Raw genomic sequence first — 18,611 nt, 5'->3', positions numbered from 1 at the left:
ACGTGGACTTCACCGGACTAAACCGCTTCACTGCCTACAAGCTCAATCGTCCCCTGACGTGCGAAGAGAAAGCTAACCAGTTGCAGCGGCACGTGACTGCGAGCGCTGAGCCGCTGGACTGGCTGTCGGTAATCAAACTCGACAGCACATATCTGGAAGTTATCGATCGGTGGTACTCCTCGAAAGGCTACGCAACGTGGATGGGATTATTAATCGGAGTGCCGATCGCCGTTTTTGCATTCGCATTTTCTTTTTCAGCTATCGGCGAAAGAGACCCAGTGATGTTGGCGTCGGTCTTAGCAATTGCCGCAATATTCGGTTCCTTTGCCTATGCAGGTTGGTGGGTCGTCCGGTTCGACTGCTTCCGCCAAACCCATTACCCCATCCGATTAAACCGAAAGACGCGACGAGTTTACGCCTATCGCCCCGACCGCTCTATCATCAGCGCCAATTGGGATGATCTTTTCTTATGCGTGGTCGAGAACGAGCTGACGATGGGTCAGACCAGCTACGACGTGCGCGCCCACGTCTTGGCCGACGACGGCGAGACCGTCGTCGATACGTTTACGCTGGCTTATGCGTATCTGGGTGAGCGGGCCGGATTGATGTGTCTGTGGGAATACATCAGGCGTTACATGGAGGCACCGGACGGTCCGCAGCAGAGCTACAACACGACAGAGATCTGCATGCCCATCAACGGTCGCAAGGAAGGCGTGGTCTTCGGCCTGGTGCGCACGTTCGCCTTGATGGTGAAGTGGCCGGCGCTGCAACTGCTGGCTTCGCCTCTATGGGCACTGACCACCTGGGGCAGGTGGATCGCGATGGCCACCTGCAAGGTTCCTGTCTGGCCCGCGGAAATTGAGGCCGCCTGCCAGCCCGATCCGGATGACCCGTACCGAAAGGACTGGCGGAGCAATGGCAGGTATGGCCGCTGGGAGCTAGTCTGGCCAGCCATCTGCCTCGTGGTCGGTTCCCTTGTGGTTCTCACCGGCGTCGTCTGGCTCGTCGAATTCATGTGGGGCGCATTTGAGTAAGGGACGCATGGCAGTAGCCGGGCTGATGCCGCGGTTCCAACTTGGTGGCGACCGAGTTCGATACGGTTATCTCCCAAGTGCATGCCAGAGGTTCCGGAATCTAATCGCTACGACGACGATAGGTATGTGATTCGTCGTCCAGAGAAGTCCTGCGCACTCGCTCGCGCCCGACTCCACTCGAACACTCCTCCCACCCCTGCCGCATAATCAACCGCTCCCCTGAAGAGGTACGCGATGAGCGGCGGCGGTCTTGAACTTGCGGTGGTGTTCCTGCTGGCAGCGGTGATCGCGGTGCCGGTGTTCCGCCGGTTCGGGCTGGGCGCGGTGCTGGGGTATCTCGCTGCGGGCGTTGTGCTGGGGCCGTTCGGTCTGCGGGTCATCCGCGATGCGGAGCCGGTTCTGGCGGCGTCCGAGATCGGCGTGGTGATGATGCTGTTCGTGATCGGGTTGGAGCTCTCGCCGTCACGGCTGCAGGTGATGCGCCGTCCGGTGTTCGGGGTCGGCGGGGCGCAGATGCTGATCACCGGCGTGGTGATGGGCGTGCTGGCCACCTTCGCCGGGTTTGGCTGGAAAACCGCGCTGGTGGTCGGCCTGGGCCTGGCACTCTCCTCCACGGCGGTCGGCTTGCAGCTGCTGTCCGAGCGCAAGGCGCTGGGCAGCGAGCACGGGCGGCTGGCGTTCGCGATACTGCTGTTCCAGGATCTCACCGCGATCCCGCTGCTGGCGGCGATTCCGCTGCTGGGGAAAGCCAACCTGGTCGCCGAAGGCGGGCTGGGCTGGGACGCGATCGCCAAGGCCGCGTTCGCGATGGCGGCACTGGTGCTGGGCGGGCGGTTCCTGCTGCGCCACCTGTTCCGCTTCGTGGCGCGCTCGCTGATGCCCGAGGTGTTTACCGGCGCGGCCTTGTTGGTCGTGCTTGGATCGGCGCTGCTGATGCAGAGCGCGGGTCTGTCGGCCGGCCTGGGCGCGTTCCTGGCCGGCGTGTTGCTGGCCGACTCGGAGTTCCGTCACGAGCTGGAAGCGCAGATCGAACCCTTCAAGGGTCTGCTGCTCGGGCTGTTCTTCATGGCGGTGGGCATGAGCGTCGACCTCAAGCTGGTCGTTGCGGAGCCGGTGTTGATCGAGCTGTTGGTACTGGCCCTGATGGTGGTTAAGTTCGCGATCTTGGTGATGGTTGGCATCAAGCCGGGCAAGCTGTCGCGGCGCGACGCGCTGCAGTTGGCCGGCGTGCTCGCGGTCGGAGGAGAATTTGCGTTCGTCGTATTCGCCGAGGCGGTCAAGGCGGGCCTGCTGGAGGCGGTCATGCGCGATCGGCTGGTGGCCGCGGTGGGCGTGTCCATGGCGCTGACGCCAGTGCTGATGATCGCCGTTGCGCGGATCCTGCGCGGCCGGCCGGTGGCGCGGCCGGAGCCGCCCAAGGAGAGGCCGCCCCCCGACGGCCACCCACAGGTGTTGATCGCCGGGTTCGGCCGCTTTGGCCAGATCGTGGCGCGCATGCTGGTCGCGCAGAAAGTGCCCTTCATCGCCATCGAGCACAGTGCCGACCAGGTCGACTTCATGCGCCGGTTCGGCAATCCGCTGTTTTACGGGGACCCGGCCAAGCCGGAGTTGCTGCGCTCGGCCGGTGCGGCTCACGTCAAGGTGTTCGTCATCGCCATCGACGATCCGGAAGGCAGCCTGCAGACGGTGCGGGTGATCCGCCGCCTGTACCCGGAGGCGAAGGTGTATGCGCGTGCCCGCGACCGCCGCCACGCCTGGCAACTGCGCGACCTGGGCGCATTCAGCCTGCGCGAGATGCTGCACTCCAGCCTCAAGCTGGGCGAGGAGGTGCTGGTCGCTCTCGGGCTACCGCCTGCCGTCGCCCGGGATCACGCGCAACGGTTTCTCGCCCACGACGAACGACTGCTGGAAGCCCAGTACCGCGTCCACGACGATCCGGACGCGGTGCTGGAGGCATCCACGCTGGCACGACGGGAGTTGGAGCAGCTGTTTGATGCCGACCTGGGCGAAGGCGTGCTGGGAGGCATCGCCGCGTCCCGACGCTCGCAGGAGACCCACTGAGGCGCGCGCCAGAACGCACGATTACGCACAAACGAGAACGCCTCTTACTGTTTCTCGCGCAGAAACCGGGCCATGGAGACGTCGCCCACGGGATGGGCTGACGTGAACTGCGCGGCGATATCCACGAACCCGCGCATCACCGCGATCTCGCGCGGGCTGCGATTCAGGGAGTCGCGCTGGTCGGGATCCGCGCCGGCGCGCAGCAGCCACTTCACCACGCCCAGCAGTCCGTGCAGAGCCGCCAGGTGCAGGGGGCCGAATCCCCGCGCGTCCTGGGACTCCAGACTGGCGCCGTTGTCCATCAGGTGCTCCAGTCCGGCGATCAGCACCTGCTCATCAGCCTGCGCGCCCTGATCCGCCGCCGCGCCCAGCAACAACAGCAGCGGTGACGGGCTGTCGGACTTCGCTTCCAGCGCGTTCTCGTCGCTTGCCAGCATCAGCGTGTCCAGCAGGGTGACCAGGCGGGTCCGATCGCGCGTGCCGAAGCCGAACATCGCCGCGCAGTGCAGTCCGGTCCTTCCGGAGTCATCGACAGCATCCGGGTCGGCCCCGGCCGACAGCAGCCGCGCCGCCAGCTCCGGGAAGCCTAGCGCACAGGCAATCATCAAAACGGTGAGGCCGCCCGGCAGGCGTTGCTCGACGTCGGCACCCGCCTCGATCAGGCGATCCACGATGTCCATATGGCGCATGCTCGCGGCGGCCGACAAGGGGGTGGCTCCGGAGCCGGCGGCGAGACCAACGCTGGCGCCGCGTGCCAGCAGCAGGTCGACGACGGCGCGATGGCCGCCGCCCGCCGCACGCAGCAACGCACTGCAGCCCTGGCTGTCGACAGCGTCCACCGGCAAGCCCAGGTCAAGCAGCCGGCGGACTGCGTCGGCGTCACCGGCCATGGCCGCAGACGGTAGATCGGACGCCAGCAACCGGCGTCGCGGCAACGGCCAGCCGCGCCAGTCCAGCCAGTCGGCGAGGTCACGACGGCCAGAGGCCAGCGCGACGCCCAGCGGGGTCTGACCGTCAGCGGCAAGCAGGCCCGGCGCGGCACCGTGCGCGACCAGTTGCTTGAGCATCGCTTCCCGCCCCAGGGCGGCCGCCAGGTGGAGGGCACTCATTCCGCGGCTGTCGCGGTCATCCAGCCCCACGCCCGATTGCAGCAGGCGGGTGAACAGCTGCGACCAGCCCAGCCGCACCGCGAGGGCCAGCGCCGGGTCGCCGCCGGGAGAGGGAGCAAACGGATCGGCGCCGCGTTCCAGCAGCTCCAGCGCAAGGTGCTCCAGGGAACCATCGGGCTGACCGCGGGTCATGCAGGCGGCGAGGAAGCGGGCAAGTCCGCCCGCACCGGCAGGCGACACTCCGCGCTGCAGCATCACCGTCAGCGATTCCTGCGCGGACGGGCCACTGCCGAGCAGGTTGAACATCGGCGTCGTACCGGTGCCGTCCCGGACTTCCGGATCCGCCCCGCGCGCCAGCAACCACTCGATCTGGCGCGGCGGCAGGGCGCCATCGCCGTCGTGGAAAAGCGCGCCCAACTGACGCGGGCCAAGCAGCGCGGCGACCGTATCCAGGGCATGCTCGCGTCCTTCGTCCAGTCCTTCGCGCAGCAGGGTAATGGGCGCGCGGTCGGCAGGGCCCGCATCATCGGCGCCCGCCACTTGCGATGGCACTGCGTAGGCAGGATCAAACACGGCCACCAGCGACCAGCGGCCGGTTTCCGCGGCACGATCGATCGCCCGTCGCCCGTCTTCATCCCGCACCGCCGGGTCGATCCCCAGATCCAGCAAGCGCTGCACCAGCTCCGGCGGCGTCTGCGGGGCCATGCAGGCAATCATCAATACGTTGCAGCCCTGCCCGTCCGCGGCCGTTGCGGCAGCGGGGTCCGCCGCGTCGAGCAATTGTTCCAGCACCGCGGCGTGGCCGCCGCGAGCGGCTTCGTGCAGCGCATTGCTCCCGAGGCTGTCGGTTGCCGCGGGATTCGCACCGGCCTTGATCAGCGCTGCGACGATGCTGGCATGGCCCGCGCGTGCGCCCTCGTGCAGGGCGGTACGCCCATCCGCGTTCACCGCATGCACCCGGGCCTTGAGCTTGAGCAACAGTTCCACGCCGGCGGGATCGTCTTCCTCGCCTCCGGCGGCCGCGAGCAGCGCGGGCTGGCCGCCGTCGCGATCCGGATTGGCGCCGCGCTCGAGCAGGAAGCGGGCCAGCCGCCAGTTGCCAGCGATGCACGCGACGCCCAGCGGCGAGAAGCCGTCGTCATTGAGCGCATCCAGCTCGGCCGCCGCATCACGCAGAAGCGCCGCCACGCCGGGGTCGGAGCTGCGCGCGGCGAAGTGCAGCGGCGTGTTGCCCTCCGCGTCACGGATGCGTGGATCCGCCCCGTTCGCCAGCAGCGTGGTGACCGCGTCGGGTCGGCCGTGCCAGCTGTCGCGGGTCGCCGCCAGCAGCGGCGTCAAACCGGCGTGCATGTGGTTCAGCGCGACACCGGCGGCGATCAGCGCCCGCAGCAGTCGCAGGTCCGGCAACACGGCCGCCAGCACCGCCAAACTGCGCTGGTCACGATCATCCGCGGGCGGCAGTGCGTGCGGATCGGCGCCCTGGGCAATCAGTTCAAGTGCGCGCTCGACCCGGCCACTGCGCGCCGCCTCGTACAGCTGCGGCACCAGTTGGGGATTGATGACGTTCGCCGGTGCCACGTTGGCGAGGGCGACTTCTGCCGGCTCTGATCCGCCGCGCACCGGCGTCGGCTCGAGCGTTACGTTCGCGACAGCCTGCTCCAGCCCGCCCACGACGTCTGCCGGTCGATTGTCCTCACCGCTCACTTGTGCGGAGGCTTCGTGGCTTAGCGACGGCTCGTCGCTGTCGTCCAGGTATTGCAGTGCCTTGGCGGGCGCCACCCGCTGCAGCCAGCCGTGCAACGCCGCCGACGCCACCGCCAGCACGACCGCGACGATCCAGCGCTGGCCACTGGCAAGCCAGCCTGGCCAGGCCAATGTCACGATCAAGCCCGCGACTGCGCCGACGCCCAGCGCGATCCCGAGACCGCGCCACGCCCCCGGTTCCAGGCCCTCCAGCGCGCGCTGGTGATCCCCCAGTGCGCCGCCGTCACGTTCCAGGCCCTGCCAGACCGGCCAGAACCGCCACAGCACGATCAGCGCGCCACCGGACACCGCACTCAGGGCCAGCGCCGCCGGCAGGGAGCCGCTGGCCAGCAGTGCCGACAGCGGCCAAGCCGCCAGCAACCCGACCCCGCCAACCGCGAGCGCCCAGAGTGCCAGCAGCGGCCACAGCTCAACCCGCATGTGAGCGGGGACCAGCGGCGCTGGACTGCGTTGCCGGCGCGCAGCCAGGGCCAGTACCGGTTGCGCGAGCAGGCCGCACAGGGCAGGCAGCCAACCACCCAAGCCGGCGACACCGATCAGGACAAGCCCGACCGCAGCCGGGACGATCCACGCACGCGAAGACCGGGGCTCAGGCATCGGTTCCCCAATCCGAGGTCAGCGGATCCTGACTGACCGGCGGCGGCATCTGAACGTGGAACCCGCGCGTTGCCAGGTCGTTTTGCACCTCATCGGCGTTCCCGCGGGCCAATTGGCGCTTGCCGTCCAGCGTCACTTCCAGCACCAGGGCAAACGGCTGCAGCGCCTTGTGCACGGATTCGGACAGGCACTCGAAGTCGTCGCGGGTGGCGAGAAAAACGTAGGCGCCCTCCTTGCGGAGGCTCTTGTAGACGTAGGCGTGCATGGGCGGCGACAGAAAACGCACCGGGGCGGGCGATGGTTCAAGCATACCGACAACCCGCCCCGCAACGTACACACCATGCGCGCGCGCGAGCGCCTATGAGCGCTGCGGGCATGACCGAAGACCCGTGCGAGCGCCCTGCACCGCCGGTACGCTGGCCCGGCTGATCCCCACACCTCACCCTGCCGGTCCCGCCCATGAGACTTTCCTCCTTTGCCCTTGCACTTGCCCTCGGGTTCCTGACCTCCCACGCCGCGGCCCAGCCGGCGGCCGGCAACGGAACCCCGATCACCCTGGACCAGGCGATGGCCGACCCGGACTGGATCGGTCCGCCGGTGGAACAGGCGTGGTGGGCCTGGGACGGGCGCAACGTGCAGTACAACCTCAAGCGCGACGGCGAACTGATCCGCGACACGTGGCAAGTTGCCATCAGCGGTGGTAGCCCGACCTTGGTGGACGAAAGCAGTCGCGCCCAGCTCGATGCCGCCGATCCGGTATTCGACGCCCGCCGCACGCGCGCCGCCTTTGTCCGCAACGGCGACATCTTCGTGCGCGATCTGCGCAGCGGTGCGCTGACCCAGGTCACCCGCAGCGAGGAGGCCGAATCGCGTCCGCAGTGGAGCCTCGACGGCAACCTGGTGTTCCGCGCCGGCAATGACTGGTACCAGTGGCGCGCCGGCCAGGGCACCAGCCAGGCTGCAGTACTCAAGGCCGAGAAGGATCCCGCCGCCCAGCCCAAGGATGATGACCTGCGCGATCGCCAGTTGCGCCTGATCCAGACCCTCGCCGACGACCGCGCCAAGCGTGAGGCAGCGCGCGAGCAGAACCTCGCCTGGCAGGCTGCCGATCCGACCCGCGCGCCCATCGCCACCTATATGGGCGATGACCTGCGCATCGTCGATACCGCGCTGTCGCCCGACGCGCGCTGGCTGCTGGTGGTCACCGAGCCCAAGAGCGCCGAGAACGGCCAGGCCGGCAAGATGCCCAAGTATGTGACCGAATCGGGCTACGAGGAGTTCGAGGAAGCCCGCACCCGCGTCGGCCGCAAGGCGCCGCAGGGCCAGCGGCTGTGGCTGGTGGATGTCGCCGGCGGGACCCGTTCGGAGCTCTCGTTGAACGCGTTGCCCGGAATCGGCAAGGACCCACTGGCGGACCTGCGCGCGAAAGCCAAACTGAAGGCGCTGGACGGCAACCGCGATGTGCGGGTGGAGTCGGAGGGCGGCCGGCGGCCGGCCATCCACTGGCGCGATGACGGCAGCACCGCGGCGGTGCTGCTGCGCGCGGTGGACAACAAGGACCGCTGGATCGCCACGGTCACCCCGACCCGCGGCCGGGTCGAGTCGGCCGCGCTGAGCGTGCGCCACCACCTGCATGACGACGCGTGGATCAACTGGGGCTTCAACGATTTCGGCTGGACCCCCGACGGCGCACTCTGGCTGCTGTCGGAGCAGAGCGGCTATTCGCACCTGTATCTGGCCGACGGCAACGCCGCGCCGCGCGCGCTGACCTCCGGTAGATGGGAAGTGTCCTCGCCGGTGCTGGGCGCGGACGGCACCACGTTCTATTTCACCTGCAACCGCCAGCGCCCGGGCGACTACGAGGTCTGCGCGGTTGACCGCAGCGGCAACGTGCGCGAGATCACCGCTCTGGACGGCGTGGAGAACTTCGCCCTCTCGCCGGACGGCGGGAAAGTGCTGGTGCGCTATTCCGCCAGCTACCTGCCGCCGCAGCTTGCCGTGGTGGATGCCGGCGGCGGCGAGGGGACTGCGCTGACCGACACCCGCACGCCGGAGTTCAAGGCGCGCCAATGGATCCAGCCCGAGATGGTGCAGATCCCGTCCAGCGACGGCGCCGGCCCGATCTGGGGCAAGTTCTACGGCCCGGTCACGATGGAGCCCGGCCGCAAGTATCCCGTGGTGATGTTCGTCCACGGCGCCGGCTACCTGCAGAACGTGCATGACCGCTACCCGGTCTACTTCCGCGAGCAGATGTTCCACAACCTGCTGGTGCAGCGCGGCTACGTCGTCCTGGATCTGGACTACCGCGGGTCGGAGGGCTACGGCCGCGACTGGCGCACCGCCATCTACCGCCGCATGGGCACCCCGGAGCTGCAGGATTACCTGGACGGCCTGGCCTGGCTGGGCGCCAACAAGCAGGCCGATGTCGACCGCGCCGGCATCTACGGCGGCAGCTACGGCGGCTTCATGACCTTCATGGCGCTGTTCAAGCAGCCCGGCGTCTTCAAGGCCGGCGCCGCCCTGCGCCCGGTTACCGACTGGTCGCAGTACAACCACGAGTACACCTCCAACATCCTCAACACCCCGGAGCTGGATCCCGAGGCGTATCTCGCGTCGTCCCCGATCGAGTTTGCCGATGGCCTCCAGGACCACCTGCTGATTGCCCACGGGATGATGGACAACAACGTCTTCTACAAGGACTCGGTGATGCTCGCCCAGCGCCTGATCGAACTGCGCAAGGACAAGTGGGAGCTGGCGTCCTACCCGCTGGAGCGCCACGGCTTCGTCCACGCCGACAGCTGGTACGACGAGTACCGGCGGATCCTGGAACTGTTCGAGGACACGCTGAAAGACCCGTCCGCCGTACGCTGAGAAACGTGCGCGCCGCCGCCGACCGGGCCGGCGCGCACGGACGCGATCGGGGTACCATCACCGCGTCACGGCCACGCAATGGATTGCACATGTTTGACCAGGAAGAGCTGCTCGCGCCCATTCCCGGCGCGGATCCCGTCGGCGAGGACCTCTCGTTCTCGCTGGAATACGACGCCATCCAGGAAGCCCGCCGGGCGGATGATCCCTCGCTGGAACAAGGCGAGTGGATCACCGATCTGAAGGTCGCCGACTGGGCGGCAGTGGAGCGCATGTGCGCCAGGTTGTTGCGCGAGCGCAGCAAGGACCTCCGCCTGGCGGTCTGGTGGTCGGAGGCGCAGACCCGCAACCACGGGTTTGCCGGCCTCGCCCGCGGCTACCGGCTGGTCGCCGGACTGTGCGATCGCTACTGGGATGACGTCCACCCGCAGGTAGAGGACGACGACCTGGAGCAGCGCATCGGCAACCTGGGCTGGCTGATCACCCACTCCGGCCAATGGCTGCGCGGCCTGCCACTGACCCACGCACCGCAGGGCCGCTTCTGCCTGGCCGACTTTGAATCCGCACGCCTGCCGCGCAGCGATGACGACGACCGGCCGTCGCCGGAGACGCTGGAATCCGCGCGTCGCAACACGCCGCACGAGTTCTACGTCCGCCTCGCCGAACTCGCCCCTGACTGCCTGACCGCGCTGGCCGAACTGGAGCGCGCGATCGACGAGTGCCTTGGCCATGACGGCCCCAGCTTCACCGCCCTGCGCGACCAGCTTGAGCACCTGCAAGCCACCACGCAGCGCTTTGCCCGCGACGCCGGCGTGCTGGTCGCGGGCGATGATCCAGAACTGGAGGAAGTCGACACGACCGTTCCGGCGCCCGGAAATCCCGCGCCGCGCGCGTCGGCGATCGGCAACGAGGCCGTCGCTTCCCGTAAGGAGGCGATCGCGCAGTTGCGCCGGGTCGCCGAGTTCTTCCGCCGTACCGAGCCGCACAGCCCGGTTGCCTACCTGGCCGACAAGGCCGCGCGCTGGGGCGAGATGCCACTGCACGTGTGGCTGAAGCGGGTGATCAAGGACGATGACACGCTGGCGAGGATGGAAGAGATGCTCGACGTCGCCGATCCGGTGGATTCGGACTGAGCGGAAACGCCAGGCCCATGGATGAGTCAGCGCCTGCTCCCGGCTAGACTGGGCCCATGAAAATCGCCAGCTGGAACGTCAATTCGCTGAATGTCCGCCTCCCGCACCTGCAACAGTGGCTGGAGTCGTTCGCGCCCGCCGTGGTCGGCCTGCAGGAAACCAAGCTCGAAGACGACCGCTTCCCCGATACGGCGCTCGCCGAGTTGGGTTATCGCAGCGTCTTCAGTGGCCAGAAAACGTACAACGGCGTGGCCATCGTTTCCCGGTCACCCGCCACCGACGTCCAGATCGGCATTCCCGGATTCGCCGACGAGCAGCAGCGAGTGATCGCCGCGACGGTCGAGGGCGTGCGCATCATCAATCTCTACGTGGTCAACGGCCAGGACGTCGGCACCGACAAATACGCCTACAAACTGCGCTGGCTGGAAGCGGTGCACGGCTGGATCGCATCGGAACTGCAGGCGCATCCGGATCTGGTCGTCATGGGCGATTTCAACATCGCTCCCGACGATCGCGACGTCCACGACCCCGAGGTGTGGAACGACCAGCACATCCTGACTTCCACCGCCGAGCGCGCGGCATTACAGGGTCTGCTCGACCTCGGCCTGCACGATGCTTTCCGCTTGCACCACGAGGATGGCGGCATCTTCAGCTGGTGGGACTACCGCCAGGCGGCGTTCCGGCGCGACATGGGACTGCGCATCGATCTGACCCTGATATCCGATGCGCTCAAGACGCGGTGCGTCGATGCGGGCATCGACCGCGAGCCGCGCACGTGGGAGCGCCCGAGTGACCACACGCCTGCCTGGGTGCAGTTGCGCTGAGCCAGCGCCGCACGGGTAATCGGGCAGGCAAAAAAATGGCCCGGCAATGCCGGGCCATTTCCATCTCGACGCATCAATGCGCCAATGTCACTTCAACCTGGACTCAGCGCGGACGACCGCGACGGAACAGATTGACGATTGCCAGCAGCACGATCGCGCCAACCAGCGAAACCAGGATGCTCGGGATACTGATGCCGGCATCGTTGATGCTGCCGCCGGCAATGCCCAGCATGCCAGCAAGCCAGCCGCCGATAAACGCACCGATAATGCCGACCACGACGTTCAGGATGATGCCCTGCTGGCCGTCGGTCTTCATGATCATGCTGGCGATCCAGCCAATGATGCCGCCCATAATCAACCAGATAATAATGCCCATACGTATTTCTCCTTAGTTCCATCAGAGGTTTGTAAGTGCTCCCCTGAGTGGGGGCGCTTGCAGTCTGTACAGGGGAGCGTGACGACGACGTAGCGGTTTTCCTACGCGGAAAAAATGTCCAGCAGGCTCTGGCGGGGGATCTTGCCGGTGGCGTTGCGCGGCAGACGGGCAACAAAACGGATCCGGCGCGGCAGGAATACCGGGTCACAGCGACCGCGCAGGAGTTGCATCAATGACGGCTCATCCATGCCCGGTGCCACCACGACTGCGGCAATCCGGCGCACGCCGCCTTTCTCCGCTTCGAGTTGCACGATCACCCCATCCTCGACCCCTGGCACCCCCAGCAGCACGCGGGTCAGGTCCCCCAGCGATGCGCGTTTACCGGCGATCTCCAACAGGTCGGCGTGTCGACCACGCAGGAGAAACCGGCCGTCGGCTTGCAGCTCCACCACATCGGCCAGCACCACCGGATGTTCGAGATGGGCTGCCGACACCCGGGTACCGTCGGGCTGTGGCGTCAAGCAGACGCCGGGCAACGGAGTCCACGCCGATTCCACCGCTGTGCGTCGCCGGGCGATGACACAGGTTTCCGTGGATCCGAAGAGCTCGCGGACGTGGCAGTGGAAACGCTGTTCGGCCTCGGCGGCCAGTTCGGGAGGCAACGGCGCGGTGGAGCAGACGATACCGGCCAGCGGCGGCATCGCCACGCCGGAGTGCAACAGCGCACGCAGGTGCACCGGGCTGGTCACCAGCAGGGGCGGCGTCGCGGCATCGTGCGCCGCGAGCGCAATATCGGCGGGAAAGAACGGGCGGCTGCCATGCACGGCCACGGGGCCCAGCAACGGCAACAGGACGGACATCTCCATCCCGTACATGTGCTGCGAGGGCACCGTTGCCAGCACGGGCGTGGTGAACCCGGCGTCGCCGGTGCCCAGCAATCCGGTCAGGGCGGCCAGGTTCTGGCAGGTCCCCGCGCGGAACGCGCGCCAGCGCTTGGGCGTGGCGGTTGGCTGACCGGTACTGCCGGACGTGAATCCGATCGCGACCAGTGCATCCGCGTCAATCAGGGGGATGTCACCGGTGCGTCGTGGAAGTTCATGAGGAAGCACGTGGTAGTCGGCGCCAGGGTCTTTCGTGGCGTCCATCTCGACGATGCAGTAGCTGTCCGGATACTGGCCGCGCACCTGGGCCACGGTGGCCTCGGCCCTCGAGGCCGGCAGCAGCGTCGTCTGGCCCCGCATGGCGGCGGCACAGAACGCCACCAGGAAGCGGTACCGGTCCTCGCACAGGTTGAGCACGTACGCGGCGGTCGGCAAACCGGCCGCGACACCGCGCACCTCGTCCAGGAACCGGGACAGCGGAACGGCACCGTGCGCATCGAAGACGATCGCTCTTCCCGGCGGGCCAATGGCAAGCGGCGATGGGTCGCCGGCAGCGACGTTCCTGGCAGTGTTATCAAAGACGGCTGACATAAGCTCAATACTGCGGCACTGCCGCTCCCCAATGCTTAGCTTACGCTGAGCAACGCCATTGCCACCAACATCGCGATGCCTGTGCCCGAGCCCTATCCGCCCTGCTGGACCTGGCTGCCGTTGCCGCGCGGCGAGGTCGCCGAACCGCTTGCCCGCCGCTGGCTGGGCGAGCGGCTGGGCTGTCCGCCCGAGGAGCTGTCGCTGCCGCGCGACGACCATGGCCGGCCGCAGCTGGGAGGCCGGTTCGCCCGCTGGGACGGCAACTGGAGCCACAGCGGCGCAGGTCTGCTGGTCGCGCTGGGCCGCGACGTGCGCCTCGGCATTGATCTGGAATGGGTCCGGCCACGACCGCGGGCGATGGAGCTGGCGCGGCGCTTCTTCACCGCGTCCGAAGCCGATGCGATTGCCAACCTGCCGCCCGCACAACGGGAACCGGCCTTCCTGCGACTGTGGTGCGCCAAGGAAGCCGTGCTCAAGGCGCACGGCCGCGGACTGGCGTTCGGCCTGGACAAATTCGAGTTCGAGATCAGCGACACGGGTATCTGCCTGGTTCGCTGTGACGCCGCGCTGGGTGATCCGGCGCAGTGGTCCTTGCGCGAACTGGGGCCGCAGCCGGGCTATGTCGGCGCAATGGCCTGGCGTCCGGAGTGAGCGCGCGCGTACCGCGATCCGCTCACCCGAGTGCCCCGCTGCAACGCAGCCGTCATAATCCCCGCCCATGACGATCCCCATTCCCACCGCTGCCCGCGAACGACTCGACGCCGGCCTGGCCAGCCTTGGCCTGGACCCGGCGATCGCCGCGCCGCTGCTGGAGTATCTGGCGCTGCTGCTGCGCTGGAACCGGGCCTACAACCTGACCGCGGTGCGCGAGCCGCTGGACATGGTCGACAAGCACCTGCTCGATTCGCTGGCGATGCATCCGCACGTGGATGCGATCGCCAGCGCCGGCGGCACGCTCGCCGACCTGGGCACGGGCGCCGGGCTGCCGGGCATTCCACTGGCCATCGCCAAGCCGGGCCTGCGGGTGACACTGGTGGAGAGCAACGGCAAGAAGATCCGGTTCCTGCGCGAAGTGGTGCGCAAGCTGGCCTTGGCCGACGTGGAGGTGGTGGAGTCGCGGATCGAGGCGTTCGACCATCCCGGCGCGTTTGATGCGATCACCGCGCGCGCGCTGGCGACGCTGCCGCTGATCCTCCAACTGGGCGGACACCTGCTCAAACCCGGCGGCCAGCTCCTGGCGATGAAGGGGGTCCATCCAGACGCCGAAATCGCGGCACTGCCGCCTCAGTGGACGGTCGCGCAGGCGCACGTGCTGCGGGTGCCAGGGCTCGATGCGGAGCGGCACCTCGTAGTTATCCAGCGCGAGGCTCCTGGGCAAAGCGCCGATCCGTAACGCTCGCGGCTCAACGCCGCTGCATCCAGAGCGCGCAGCCAGCGCCGGCGTTCAGCGCCACAATCGCGACGCCCGTCACAGCCGCGCGGTTCGGCAGGCGCCGGCCATGGCGGGCATAATCGTCTGTCGGGCGGCGCCGCGCGCGGTCTTTTCGCAGCACCCATCGCAGCACGCATGGCCGCCACCTTCGCCGCAACCTTCGCAACCGGGAAATCCGCAACCGTGACCCAGGGGACGAGCCGCATCGCCCGCATCATCGCCGTCGCCAACCAGAAAGGCGGGGTTGGCAAGACCACCACGGCCGTCAATCTGGCCGCCGCGCTCGCCCGCACGCCGAAAAAAATCCTGCTGGTCGACCTGGACCCGCAGGGCAACGCGACCACCGGCAGCGGCGTCAACAAGCGCGAGCTGGACAGTTCGATCTGCGAGGTCCTGCTGGGCGAGGACGACGTTGCCGATGTGATCGTGCGCACCCAGGAGGACTACGACCTGGTGCCCGGCAACATCGACCTGACCGCTGCGGAGCTGCGTTTGATGTCGGCCGAGGCGCGCGAACAGCAGCTCAAGCTGGTGCTGGCGCCGATCGCGGCCAACTACGACTTCATCCTCATCGACTGCCCGCCGGCGCTGTCGCTGCTGACCCTGAATGCGCTGACCGCGGCCGACTCGGTGATCGTGCCGATGCAGTGCGAGTACTACGCGCTGGAAGGCATCAGCGCGCTGATGGACACGATCGAGGCGATCCGCGCGAACCTCAATCCGCGCCTGGAGATCGAGGGCGTGCTGCGGACCATGTTCGATGTGCGCAACAACCTGGCGAACGCGGTGTCGGCCGAGCTGATCGAGCACTTCGGCGACCGCGTGTTCCGTACCATCGTCCCGCGCAACGTACGCCTGGCCGAGGCGCCCAGCCACGGCCAGAGTATCGTCGGCTACGACCGCAACAGCCGCGGCGGAATCGCCTACCTGGGCCTGGCGGGCGAGGTCCTGCGCCGCCAGCGCGAACGCGATCAGGCCGCCAGCCGCGCGCAGACCGCCGCGAAGCCCCCCAATCCGGAGACGACCACATGAGTGCTGCAAAGGGTGACACCGCCAGCCCGCCGGCCACCAGGGCGGCCGCCAAGAAGCGTGGGCTGGGCCGCGGCCTGGAAGCGCTGCTGGGCCCCAAGGCGGATGTCCCCGAGCTGGAAGCCACCAGCAGCGACACCCTGCGCCACCTGCCGGTGGATTCGCTTGCCCCGGGCAAGTACCAGCCGCGCAAGCACTGGGATGACGAGAAGCTCGACGAGCTGGCCGAGTCGATCCGCGCGCAGGGCGTGATCCAGCCCATTGTCGTGCGTGAATCGCGCGAACACGGCGGCAAGACCTGGGAAATCATCGCCGGCGAGCGCCGATGGCGTGCGTCCCAGCGCGCGGGTCTGACCGAGATCCCCGTGGTCGTGCGATCCGTCGACGACCGCACCGTCATCGCGATGGCGCTGATCGAGAACATCCAGCGCGAAGACCTCAACCCGCTGGAAGAGGCGTCCGCGCTGCAGCGGCTGATCGACGAGTTCGACCTCACCCACGCTCAGGCAGCGGGCGCGGTCGGGCGATCCCGGGCGGCGGTGTCCAACCTGCTGCGCCTGCTGGAGCTGCCCCCGGCGATCCGCGCGCTGGTGGAGGCGCGCCGGCTGGAGATGGGCCATGCGCGCGCGCTGCTGACCCTGGCGCCGGATCTGGCCAGCAAGCTGGCGAGCGATGCCGCCGAGCACGGCTGGTCGGTGCGCGAGGTCGAGCACCGCGCGCAGCAGTTCGCGCTGGGCCGGGTTCCGGCCGGTAAGCGTGCACGCCCGGCAAAGCCGCGCCCGCAGGCCGACATCGTCAGCCTGGAGCGCGAGCTGTCAGAGTCGCTTAACACCCGCGTCAACGTCCTCCACGGGCGCGGCGGCAAGGGCAAGCTGGTGATCCACTACAGCGACCTGGATTCGCTGGACGGCGTGCTGGAGAAGCTGCGCTCGCCGCAGTCGTGACCTGAGACGGCAATCGTTGCGTCGCTGGCGTCCGGCGACCGGTACTTTCGGCCGGTAGGATCGCCGGCGCCACGGTGCGAAGATCGGGCTTGATCCTTCTGCCTGTGGATGCCGTGAAGCCCCTTTCCCTGAGTCTGCTGCCCGCGCTGTTCGCCGCGCATCTCGCCCTGGCCGGCACACCAGCCGTCGCGGCCACGGCCGATACCGCCGCTGCCGACACCGCGGCTGCCAGGACCGCTGCCGCAACCGAATCGACCGCCGACAAGCGCTTCGAGGCGATCTATGAGCGCGAGTGGACCTGGCGCCAGGAGCAGACCGGCGGTGGCTCCGACGAGGATGGCGACAGCGGGTCCGCGCCCGGCCGCCTGCCGTCTGTCGACGCGGCGAGCCAGGCCACTCGCTTGGCCTACTGGGAAGATGTGCTGGCCGAACTGGACACCATCGACCCGGCCGCGCTGTCGGCGGAGAACCGGATCAACCTGGCGATCTACCGGCCGCAGGTGGAAACCCTCGCCGCCCAGGTCCGCTTCCGCACCTACGAGATGCCGTTCAATTCCGACTCATCGTTCTGGTCCAACCTGGGCTTCATGACCCGCCGGCCGATGCACTCGGCCGCCGACTACCGCCGCTACATCCAGCGTCTGGCCGATGTCCCGCGCCATTTCGACCAGCAGATCACCAACATGCGCGCCGGCCTGGAGCGCGGCTTCACCGTGCCGCGGGCGGTACTGGACGGGCGAGATGTGTCGATCGCCGCGGTCGCCGATCTCACCGATCCAGAGAAGTCGACGTTCTACGACCCGCTGCGCAAACTGCCCGCGTCCATCCCGGCCGAAGAGCAGGCCAAGCTCCGCGCGGCGGCCCGGGAAGCGATCAGCCAGCAGGTGATTCCCGCCTACAGGACCCTGCTGACGTTCTTCCACGACGAGTACGTGCCCGGGGCGCGCACCACCCTGGGCGCGTCGGAGATGCCCGGCGGCGATGCGTTCTATCGCCAGCAGATCCGTGAATACACGACCCTGGACCTCACTCCCGCGCAGATCCACCGGATCGGCCTGGACGAGGTGGAGCGCATCCAGGGCGAGATGGACGCGATCATCCAGCAGGTCGGGTTCAAGGGCAGCTTCGCCGAATTCCTGCAGTTCCTGCGCACCGACGAGCAGTTCTACGCCAAAACCCCGGAGGAGCTTCTGTGGCGGGCAGCCTGGATCGCCAAGCGCATCGACGCGCAGCTCGGCAACTTCATCGGCACGCTGCCGCGCGGGCGCTTCACCATCGTTCCGGTGCCCGACGACATCGCCCCCTACTGGACCAGCGGCCGTGGCGGCAATGGCACCTACTGGGTCAACACCTACGACCTGCCCTCGCGCGCGCTGTACAACCTGCCGGCCCTGACCCTGCACGAAGCCGCTCCCGGCCACGCGATGCAGGGCGCGCTGGCGGCCGAGCAGGACACGCTGCCCGATTTCCGACGCAAGACCTACATCTCGGCCTTCGGTGAGGGCTGGGGCCTGTACGTGGAAAAGCTCGGCGAGGAGATGGGCATCTACGAGACGCCCTACGAGCACTTCGGCCGGTTGACCTACGAGATGTGGCGGGCGGCGCGACTGGTGATCGACACCGGCTTGCACGCGCAGGGGTGGACCCGGGATCAGGCCTTGGCGTACCTGCGTGATCGCACGGCCTTGAGCGAGCACGAGGTCACCACCGAGGTGGATCGGTACATATCCTGGCCGGGCCAGGCGCTGAGCTACAAGCTGGGCGAGTTGGCGATCGTGCGTCTGCGCGGTGAGGCGGAGCGGGAGTTGGGCGGGAAGTTCGACATCAAGTCGTTCCACGACATGGTGCTGGCGCTGGGTTCGGTGCCGCTGCCGGTGCTGGAGAGCCAGGTGCGGGCATTCATCGCGGAGTCGAAGGCGGCGGCTGACGCGAAGGGCTGAATTCGCTTGGTGAGCGGGACACCCGGCA

General features: G+C 68.0%; 14 protein-coding genes. 10 read left to right on the top strand and 4 right to left on the bottom strand.

The window, feature by feature from the left end:
* The first annotated feature begins 2 nt into the window (after positions 1-2).
* Together INQ43_RS01445 and INQ43_RS01440 are read left to right on the top strand one after the other, a co-directional pair.
* Positions 3-1,034, top strand: a complete 1,032-nt coding sequence (locus INQ43_RS01445; RefSeq protein WP_194036886.1) for a DUF6708 domain-containing protein — start codon at positions 3-5, stop codon at positions 1,032-1,034.
* 234 nt (positions 1,035-1,268) lie between these two features.
* Positions 1,269-3,095, top strand: a complete 1,827-nt coding sequence (locus INQ43_RS01440) for a monovalent cation:proton antiporter-2 (CPA2) family protein (RefSeq protein ID WP_194036885.1) — start codon at positions 1,269-1,271, stop codon at positions 3,093-3,095.
* 44 nt (positions 3,096-3,139) lie between these two features.
* Here the strand turns inward: INQ43_RS01440 and INQ43_RS01435 are convergent, their stop codons facing one another.
* Entirely contained in the window at positions 3,140-6,388 is a 3,249-nt protein-coding gene (locus INQ43_RS01435) for an ankyrin repeat domain-containing protein (RefSeq protein ID WP_228062652.1), read from the bottom strand.
* A 169-nt stretch (positions 6,389-6,557) separates the two neighbouring features.
* On the bottom strand, positions 6,558-6,875 hold the full coding sequence (locus INQ43_RS01430) for a YcgL domain-containing protein (protein WP_228062575.1): 318 nt from the start codon (positions 6,873-6,875) through the stop codon (positions 6,558-6,560).
* A 149-nt stretch (positions 6,876-7,024) separates the two neighbouring features.
* Between INQ43_RS01430 and INQ43_RS01425 the strand changes: the two genes are divergently transcribed.
* The 3 genes from INQ43_RS01425 (at position 7,025) to xth (ending at position 11,390) form a co-directional block, all read left to right on the top strand.
* Positions 7,025-9,436 carry a S9 family peptidase gene (locus INQ43_RS01425; RefSeq protein ID WP_194036883.1) on the top strand — a complete coding sequence of 804 codons (2,412 nt, stop codon included), beginning with the start codon at positions 7,025-7,027 and terminating at the stop codon, positions 9,434-9,436.
* Positions 9,437-9,525: 89 nt separating this feature from the next.
* Entirely contained in the window at positions 9,526-10,566 is a 1,041-nt protein-coding gene (tssA, locus tag INQ43_RS01420; RefSeq protein ID WP_194036882.1) for a type VI secretion system protein TssA, read from the top strand.
* 56 nt (positions 10,567-10,622) lie between these two features.
* Positions 10,623-11,390 (top strand): exodeoxyribonuclease III, encoded by a 768-nt coding sequence (gene xth, locus INQ43_RS01415; protein ID WP_194036881.1) that lies wholly within the window; start codon positions 10,623-10,625, stop codon positions 11,388-11,390.
* 103 nt (positions 11,391-11,493) lie between these two features.
* On the opposite strand, the gene INQ43_RS01410 is transcribed toward xth, so the two are convergent.
* The gene (locus tag INQ43_RS01410) at positions 11,494-11,766 is read right to left on the bottom strand and encodes a GlsB/YeaQ/YmgE family stress response membrane protein (RefSeq protein WP_194034815.1); all 273 of its coding nucleotides are present in this window, start codon (positions 11,764-11,766) and stop codon (positions 11,494-11,496) included.
* A gap of 101 nt (positions 11,767-11,867) precedes the next feature.
* Positions 11,868-13,238, bottom strand: a complete 1,371-nt coding sequence (locus tag INQ43_RS01405; protein WP_194036880.1) for an AMP-binding protein — start codon at positions 13,236-13,238, stop codon at positions 11,868-11,870.
* A gap of 75 nt (positions 13,239-13,313) precedes the next feature.
* Here INQ43_RS01405 and INQ43_RS01400 point away from each other — a divergent pair, with 75 nt between their 5' ends.
* The 5 genes from INQ43_RS01400 to INQ43_RS01380 all read left to right on the top strand — a co-directional run bounded on the left by INQ43_RS01400 (position 13,314) and on the right by INQ43_RS01380 (position 18,583).
* Positions 13,314-13,889: a 4'-phosphopantetheinyl transferase superfamily protein gene (locus INQ43_RS01400; protein WP_194036879.1), complete on the top strand. Its 576-nt coding sequence runs from the start codon at positions 13,314-13,316 to the stop codon at positions 13,887-13,889.
* A 67-nt stretch (positions 13,890-13,956) separates the two neighbouring features.
* On the top strand, positions 13,957-14,631 hold the full coding sequence (gene rsmG / locus INQ43_RS01395) for a 16S rRNA (guanine(527)-N(7))-methyltransferase RsmG (RefSeq protein ID WP_194036878.1): 675 nt from the start codon (positions 13,957-13,959) through the stop codon (positions 14,629-14,631).
* 243 nt (positions 14,632-14,874) lie between these two features.
* Positions 14,875-15,702, top strand: a complete 828-nt coding sequence (locus INQ43_RS01390; protein ID WP_194037514.1) for a ParA family protein — start codon at positions 14,875-14,877, stop codon at positions 15,700-15,702.
* Positions 15,699-16,643: a ParB/RepB/Spo0J family partition protein gene (locus INQ43_RS01385; RefSeq protein ID WP_194036877.1), complete on the top strand. Its 945-nt coding sequence runs from the start codon at positions 15,699-15,701 to the stop codon at positions 16,641-16,643. The genes INQ43_RS01390 and INQ43_RS01385 overlap by 4 nt, the downstream gene beginning before the upstream one ends.
* Positions 16,644-16,756: 113 nt before the next feature.
* The gene (locus INQ43_RS01380; protein ID WP_228062574.1) at positions 16,757-18,583 is read left to right on the top strand and encodes a DUF885 family protein; all 1,827 of its coding nucleotides are present in this window, start codon (positions 16,757-16,759) and stop codon (positions 18,581-18,583) included.
* The last annotated feature ends 28 nt before the right edge of the window (positions 18,584-18,611 follow it).

It is taken from the genome of Lysobacter sp. H23M47, assembly GCF_015209765.1.
Taxonomy (GTDB): Bacteria; Pseudomonadota; Gammaproteobacteria; order Xanthomonadales; family Xanthomonadaceae; genus Novilysobacter; species Novilysobacter avium.
The sequence above is the reverse complement of the archived record's forward strand: the minus strand, read 5'-3'. Positions and strand labels throughout refer to the sequence as shown.

Bases quoted from the DNA above. Each gene is read 5' to 3' on its own strand.
- xth (WP_194036881.1), top strand. From the start codon at position 10,623: ATGAAAATCGCCAGCTGGAACGTCAATTCGCTGAATGTCCGCCTCCCG.
- INQ43_RS01410 (WP_194034815.1), bottom strand. From the start codon at position 11,766: ATGGGCATTATTATCTGGTTGATTATGGGCGGCATCATTGGCTGGATC.
- INQ43_RS01405 (WP_194036880.1), bottom strand. From the start codon at position 13,238: ATGTCAGCCGTCTTTGATAACACTGCCAGGAACGTCGCTGCCGGCGAC.
- INQ43_RS01435 (WP_228062652.1), bottom strand. From the start codon at position 6,388: ATGCGGGTTGAGCTGTGGCCGCTGCTGGCACTCTGGGCGCTCGCGGTT.
- INQ43_RS01425 (WP_194036883.1), top strand. From the start codon at position 7,025: ATGAGACTTTCCTCCTTTGCCCTTGCACTTGCCCTCGGGTTCCTGACC.
- tssA (WP_194036882.1), top strand. From the start codon at position 9,526: ATGTTTGACCAGGAAGAGCTGCTCGCGCCCATTCCCGGCGCGGATCCC.
- rsmG (WP_194036878.1), top strand. From the start codon at position 13,957: ATGACGATCCCCATTCCCACCGCTGCCCGCGAACGACTCGACGCCGGC.
- INQ43_RS01400 (WP_194036879.1), top strand. From the start codon at position 13,314: ATGCCTGTGCCCGAGCCCTATCCGCCCTGCTGGACCTGGCTGCCGTTG.
- INQ43_RS01440 (WP_194036885.1), top strand. From the start codon at position 1,269: ATGAGCGGCGGCGGTCTTGAACTTGCGGTGGTGTTCCTGCTGGCAGCG.
- INQ43_RS01430 (WP_228062575.1), bottom strand. From the start codon at position 6,875: ATGCTTGAACCATCGCCCGCCCCGGTGCGTTTTCTGTCGCCGCCCATG.
- INQ43_RS01385 (WP_194036877.1), top strand. From the start codon at position 15,699: ATGAGTGCTGCAAAGGGTGACACCGCCAGCCCGCCGGCCACCAGGGCG.